Annotated in this window: 4 protein-coding genes; all 4 read right to left on the bottom strand. The window is 65.7% G+C overall.

What is annotated here, in order from left to right; genetic code table 11:
• Nucleotides 1-148: 148 nt before the first annotated feature.
• Entirely contained in the window at nt 149-2,602 is a 2,454-nt protein-coding gene (locus tag AC3WRR_RS35885; RefSeq protein WP_058698935.1) for an efflux RND transporter permease subunit, read from the bottom strand.
• Between the two features lie 22 nt (nt 2,603-2,624).
• A complete protein-coding gene (locus AC3WRR_RS35880; RefSeq protein WP_492299554.1) occupies nt 2,625-3,686 on the bottom strand; it encodes a WD40/YVTN/BNR-like repeat-containing protein in 1,062 nt (353 codons plus the stop codon).
• Between the two features lie 108 nt (nt 3,687-3,794).
• Nucleotides 3,795-5,147, bottom strand: a complete 1,353-nt coding sequence (locus AC3WRR_RS35875) for a DUF1329 domain-containing protein (protein WP_058698933.1) — start codon at nt 5,145-5,147, stop codon at nt 3,795-3,797.
• Between the two features lie 15 nt (nt 5,148-5,162).
• Nucleotides 5,163-6,839 (bottom strand): DUF1302 domain-containing protein, encoded by a 1,677-nt coding sequence (locus AC3WRR_RS35870; protein WP_058698932.1) that lies wholly within the window; start codon nt 6,837-6,839, stop codon nt 5,163-5,165.
• Between the last annotated feature and the right edge of the window lie 135 nt (nt 6,840-6,974).

Raw genomic sequence — 6,974 nt, 5'->3', positions numbered from 1 at the left:
CCAGCGCGTGCACGCGGCCCAGGCCGTTGCCGGCTCCCGTCACAATGGCCACCCGGCCGTCGAAGCGAATCGTCATCGTCTTACCCCTTCTGGTCACTACAAATAAATTATGAATGCGGCCGCGGCCACCGCCACGGCCGCATAAACGTCAGGCGCACTCGGCACTCGCCGCGCCGCACGACTGCAGCACGGCCGGCTCGGCCTCGCCGCTGGCGTCCGTGCCGCCGACCCGCTGGAGCAGGAAGTGCGACAGCGCCGGAATCAGCACCAGTGCCCCGACCATATTCCACAGGAACATGAACGTCAGCAGGACGCCCATGTCGGCCTGGAACTTGATCGGCGACCACGCCCAGGTCACCACGCCAGCGGCCAGGGTCACGCCGACAAGCGCGACCACCTTGCCGGTAAAGCGCAGGGCATGGCGGTACGCGTCCGCCAGCGACGCGCCGGCGCGCTGGTGCTGAAGCTGGATCGACAAGAGGTACAACGCGTAGTCCACACCGATGCCCACCCCCAGCGCAATCACCGGCAGCGTCGCCACCTTCACGCCCATGCCCAGCGCGACCATCAGCGCCTCGGACAGGATCGACGTAATGGCCAGCGGCACCACGGCCACGATCACTGCGCGCCAGTTGCGGAAGGTGATAAAGCACAGCACGATCACCGCCGCGTACACATACAACAGCATCGTGATGTTGGCCTGCTTCACCACGATGTTGGTGGCTGCCTCGATGCCAGCGCTGCCCGCTGCCAGCAGGAACTGCCGCTCCGGCGTGCTATGCGCGCGGGCGAACTCATCCGCCACCCTGACCACGCGGTCCAGCGTCTGCGCCTTGTGGTCAGCGAGATACGCCACCACCGGCATCACCGAGCACTCGTTGTTGAACAGGTCGGGATTACTTGTGCTGGCCGTCCGCGCGGCGTAGTTGAGCACGTCCTGATTGGGCGATATGGTCAGCCACTTGCTGCTGCCCTCGTAGGTGCCGGCGGTGATCTTGCGTACCGCATCGGGCAGCGACACGGTCGTCTGCACGCCCGGCACCTGCTGCAGCAGCCAGCCAAGGCGGTCCGCCTCCATCAGCGTCGCGTACTCGAGGCAGCCTTCGGCCCGGGTCTTCACGATGACCGCAAACTGGTCCGACGACAGCGAATATCTGCTGGTGATGTAGGCGTTGTCGCGGTTGTAGCGCGAATCCGGGCGCAGCTCGGCCGCGCCGGCGTCGAGGTCGCCGATCTTCAATTGGGTGCTGACCGCGAAGCCGGCTGCGGCGAGCGCAAGCGAGAGCAACGTCACGATGACGGCACGGCGGCGTTCCGTGAACCGCTCCAGCCATTGCCAGAGGCCGCCTTCCTGCTGCTGCTCGGCACGCAACGCGCGCGCCGCCGCCTTCTGGCTCACGCCCGTATAAGACAGCAGCACCGGCAGCAGCATCAGGTTCGTGAACACCAGCAGCGCCACGCCAAGACTGGCCGTGATGGCGAGGTCCTTGATCACCGGGATGTCGATCAGCATCAGCACCGCGAAGCCGACCGCGTCGGCCGCCAGCGCCGTCAGGCCGGCCAGGAACAGCCGGCGGAACGTGTAGCGTGCCGCCACCAGTTTGTGCGTGCCGCGGCCAACGTCCTGCATGATGCCGTTCATCTTCTGCGCGCCATGCGACACGCCAATGGCGAACACGAGGAACGGCACCAGGATCGAGTATGGATCGAGTTCATAGCCGAGCGCGGCCACCAGCCCGAGCTGCCACAGCACGGCCACCAGCGAGCAGGCCAGCACCAGCAGCGTGCTGCGCACGCAACGTGTCCAGCCGAAGATGATCAGCGCGGCGATGATGGCGGCGACCACAAAGTAGACCATCATCTGGCGCAGACCGTCGAGCAGATCCCCCACCACCTTGGCGAAGCCAACGATGTGGATATCGAGATCGACGCCATCGGTCCTGGCATATCGCTCGCGCAGGCTTTCCAGCCGCCGCGACAGGTCGCGATAGTCCAGCGCCGCGCCAGTGCGTGCGTCCTTGTCGAGCAGCGGCACGAAGATCATGCTCGACTTGTAATCGTTGCCCACGATGCTGCCGAGGATCTGGGCGCGGGAGATGTTCTGGCGCAACTGCTCCGTATGCCGCGGCGAGCCGTTGTAGTTGTCCGGCATCACGGGTCCGCCCATGAAGCCTTCTTCCGTCACCTCGTTCCAACGCACCACCGGCATCCACAGCGACTTGACGTTGGGACGATCGACTCCCGGCGTCAGGAACAGTTCGTCGTTGATCTGTTTCAGCGCCTGCAGGTAGGCCGGGGCGAAGATGTCGCCGCGCTTGTTCTCGACGACGACGCGGATTGCATTGCCAAGGCCTTTCAGTTCGCTCTTGTTGTCGAGGTAGTTCCTGATATACGGCTGGCTCTGCGGGATGGTCTTCTCGAACGCCGCGTTCAGGGGCAGGCGGCTGGCCTGGAAGCCCAGGACCAGGGTCGCCAGCACGCAGGCGAGCACGAGCAGCAGCCGGTGGTTGAAGATAAGCCGCTCAAAGCGGTTGCCGGAGTCGCGGTCGAAATCCTTCAGCTCGCGGATTGCCGGCATGTCGTCAATGTGATTCGTTGCCATGGGGTCTCTTCCCTCCACCGGATTACTTCGGGGCTTCCACCCGTACGCCGCCCAGCCCCGCGAGGGCCAGGACGCCATTGCCGGCGTCGGCCAGCGCGAAGGTCGGTTCGGCAGTGGCAACCGGGACGCGACGGAAGCTGGCGCCATCGTCGGTGCTCACCAGCACCTGCCCGGCCTGGCTGGCCAGCACAATTGCGCCATCGCGACGCACGAGGCCGCTCGACAGCCCGGTCGTGACACCGGTCTCGATCTTCATCCAGCTCGCGCCCCCGTCCGCGCTGCGCAGGGCATTCCCGCGCAGGCCGTACACCACGACCGTCCGGTCGGTGCCAGTGACGCCGAACAGCGTGCCCTGATAAGGCAGGTCGACCTTGACAAAGCGCTGCTGCGCGCGGTCGTACTTCAGCACTAGGCCCTGCTCCCCGGCGATGAACACGGAGCCGCCCGCGGGGCGGATGCCATACATGTGCAAGCCCTTTGGGTTGTTGACGCGGTCCATCCAGGGCGTCCATGTGTTGCCGCCGTCCTCGGTGCGCAGGATCAGGTTGAACGCGCCGACCGCGAAGCCCCTGCGGGTGTCCTCGAACCAGACGTCGAGGAAGGGCTTGTCGGCGCCCTGGGCGGCGAAGGTCTCGGCGTCTTGCCGCAGGCGCTGCGCGGCCGGGTCGGACGCATTGGCGGGCTTCCCGTAGGCCTTGACCAGCAGCTCGGCGGCCTGTTTGCCGTCGAGCTGCTTCGTCCACGTGGCGCCGCCGTCAGCCGTATGCAGGATCACGCCCTCGTGGCCGACGGCCCAACCCTCGCTGGCGGAGGCGAAGTACAAGGCCGTCAGGTCCGAACTGACCGGCACCTTGGCCTGGAGCCAGGTCGCGCCGTCGTCGGAATACAGGATATGGCCGCGCTGGCCGGCGACGACCAGCCGCTGGCCAGCAGTGCCCGCCGCATTGAGGGTACCGCGCAGGGCCAGCGCGCTCTTCGTGGCCGGCACCACAAGCGGCGACTGGAACACCGGCCCGGCGACGGACGCGCCGGAAATCGTCAGGACGCTGACGACCAGCGGCGTCAGGAAAGCTATGTACTGCATGTCTCGCTCCATCTTCTTATCGTGGTCGAGGCCACCGGGATGTCCGCGTGGCCAGGCCCTCAGCGTGCGAGGCCGGATGTACCGGCCCCGCATCGGCGCCTGCCAGCGTCAGCGCACGCCCGCACCGGTGAGGGCGTCGGGCCCCCAGGCGCTGTCGGGAGCCATGGTGTCCGAGACGATCATTCCCGACTTGCCCGGCCAGAGATTGATGTAGTACGTCCCGCCGATCAGGTCGTAGTGGCCGACCGCGAGGGTGTTGATCGCGGGTGCATCGTAGACTTCCGTGAAGTAAGAGAAGCCCGGACGCCACAACTGGCCGCGCGCGTCGTACTGGTCGACGGCCAGCGCCGCCCAGCTATCCTCGTCTACGTAATAGGTGCGCTTCGCGTAGATATGGCGCTTGCCCTCCTTCACCGTGGCTTCAACCACCCAGACACGATGCAGTTCCCAACGGACGTAGTCCGGATTGATGAACTTCGGCCCGAACACGTCCTCCGGCTTGTCGGCATAGACAAAGCGGTAGGCGTTGTACGGTACGTAGATTTCCTTCTTGCCGACCAGCTTCCAGTCGAAGCGGTCGAGCTTGCCGCTGAACAGGTTGACGTCGTCGTAGGTCGACATGCCGGACGTGCTGGAGTTGGGCGTGTCGTAGGCAAGGTCAGGCGCGAGCCGGACACGGCGCTGGCCCGGCAGGTACTGGTACGTCCTGCGCGGCGTCATGCCCGGCGGCTCGGTGGTCTGGATGGCCTCCCCCGCACGGCGCGCCGGTCCGGTGTAGTTGCCGCGTGCGCGCGTGATGTTGGTCGGATCCGCTTCGCCGTTGGACTGATCGTAGAACGGCAGTTCGGCGGTCCACTTGCCCTGCGACGACAGCACGACCTTGCCCGACGCATCCACGTTGTACGCCGAGAACTTCGGCGCCACGACCTGCATCCCCTGGTAACGGGTGATGTGGTTCAGCATGACCTCGGTCCCGTTCTTCGGGATCGGGAACGGCACGCCGGCGCGCGCGCCCTGCATGGAATAGTCGTCGCCGAGCTTTGCCCGCGTGGCGTTCTTCACCGAGTTTTCCTGCACGAACTTCGGCACGGCTGCGGTGCGGTGCGTCTTGTAGACGTCGATACGGTAGTCCGCGTAGGCCTTCATCAGGGCCCTGGTGCCCTCGGTCAGCTTGTCGGCATACTTCTCCGCATTCTTCGCATCGATGGAAAACATGGGCTTCTCGCTGGCGAACGGGTCCGGGCGTACCGGACTGCCCTTCACATAGCCGGCCGGCGGCGTGGTCAGCCCGCCGGTGTATTCGGGGATGGTGCCATCCTTGTTGCCGGCCTTTTCCGCGCCGACCATCGTCAGGGTCGTGCCCAGCTTCCTGGCCTCTTCCGCCGGCACGGCGGCATGCGCCGCGCCCGCTTGCGACGCCAGGACTCCGGCGCCGATCAATGCAGCAATCAGTCTCGTCATGATATGTACCTCGACTTAGAAAGTGGTCTTGAAGGTCAGATAGACGGCGCCGCGGTCGCGCAGCAGTGCGCCGCTGCCGTTGGATACCAGCACCCCGCCGGTTGCCGGATTGGTGGTGAAGTTGGCGAATGCATCGACGTACTTCAGGTCAAAGCGGTACTTGTTGTACAAGTCCAGGCCGAAGCCCACCGAATAGCTGCCCGCGTGCTTGTTGCCGCCGGAGCTGACGGCCGAATTGCCCGAAAGGCCAATGGAGAAGTTGACCGGCATCGACAGGTCCGCGCCGGGGAAGACCTGGTACCAGAGCGGCGTGAACCCCATGGAAACGCCGACGAAGTCCTTGGAGACGCGGTCGATGGCCGTGTACCCGGCGCGCCCCTTGAAGACTCGGTTCGGATCGCTGGTCACCGACACCAGCCGGCTCCACGCCAGTTCGGCATTCCACGAGGCGCTGTTCCACAGCGGCGTGGCGTTGAGCGACCCGATGGCGTTGAGCGTCATGTGCAGCGTGTCGCCCCGTGCGCCCAGCACGTCGCCCGGCGCGGGCAGGCGCGACAGCGACGTGACTTGCACCGCGTCGCTCGACAGTGGCATGTTCTTGCGGTAGTTCATGTCCATGCCGACGCTGATGCCGGCGATGTTCTTCGCCAGGCTCAGGCCGTACATGTCGATGTTGTCCGCGTACGTCAGGAAGTACTGGCGCGGCGCCGTGGCCTTCAGGACCGTCTGTGGCAGGATGTCGGAGAACTTGCGCACGTAGACGCCCACCGTGCCCTGGAGCCATTCCGGGCTCCAGCGAGTGGCGACGCCCCAGTCGCCGTGGTTCCGCGGGAGGATGTCGGTGCCGTGCAGCGCGCGCACGCCGGGCGCGAGGATGAACGACTCGCCGCCGTTCTGCAGCAGGTCCGACGCGCCATAGTACGTCCCGGCTTCCGGCAGGCGGGCCGGCTCGTAGCGAAAGAAATACTGGCCGGCGACGGAAAGCTCGGGTGTGGCCTGGAGCTGTGCCGACAACTGCGTGCGCGGCCGCGCCAGTTCCTTCACCTCGATGCCCGGTGTGGCTTGCGCCTTGGCGAGATCCAGGGGCGCCTGGCCGTAGTTGATGCCGTGGATCGCGTTCGTCAGTGTCTCGCCCCAGTACACGTTGTGGCGCCCGAGACGTACGGTCAGCGGCATGGTGCCGACATCGACGGTCCCGAAGACGAAGGCATCCAGGAATTCGCCGGACGGCCCGTTGTAGTAGCGGTCCGCATAGGGCGAGAGACCGAAGGCCGGTTGTCCGTTGACGAGGTGGTTCGACGTGGCGAGACTGGTGTTGTCGAGCCCGCCCGAGTAGGCGTGGTCGTACCACGAAGCAGCCGACACGCGCCCGCCGAACTTCTTGTACACCACGTCGAACTCGGTCAGCAGGTCGACGCGATTGGTGATGATGCTGCGCGGCCTGAAGTTGCGGTCGCCGTCGTCCGAGTTGGGCGTGGCGAGGATTGCCGGGCTCTGGCCTTCGACCCGGTAGCCGAGGTTGTAGCGCACGGTATTGTCGAGGCGCACCTGCAGGTCGTCGTTGCCGGTGTCGATCTCGAACGCATTCGCGCTGCCCTGCAGCCCCGCGATTAAGGCCACGACTGCCGCCACAACACGCGTTTGCCGCGTGCGCAAGGCATGGGCCGGTCGAACCCGTTTCTGGATTCCCATACTGATTGTCTCCTTGGTCTCTCTTTTCTCTTTCTGGCGGACCGCGAGTGCGCGCAATGTGCGCTGCAATGGCTGAACGACGTGTCACGTGCCAAGCCGATCCGCTGACGAGAGTAAGCGTCCCCCTCCCCCGGC

The organism is Cupriavidus sp. FW305-3-2-15-C-LB2, from assembly GCF_058787575.1.
The sequence above is the reverse complement of the archived record's forward strand: the minus strand, read 5'-3'. Positions and strand labels throughout refer to the sequence as shown.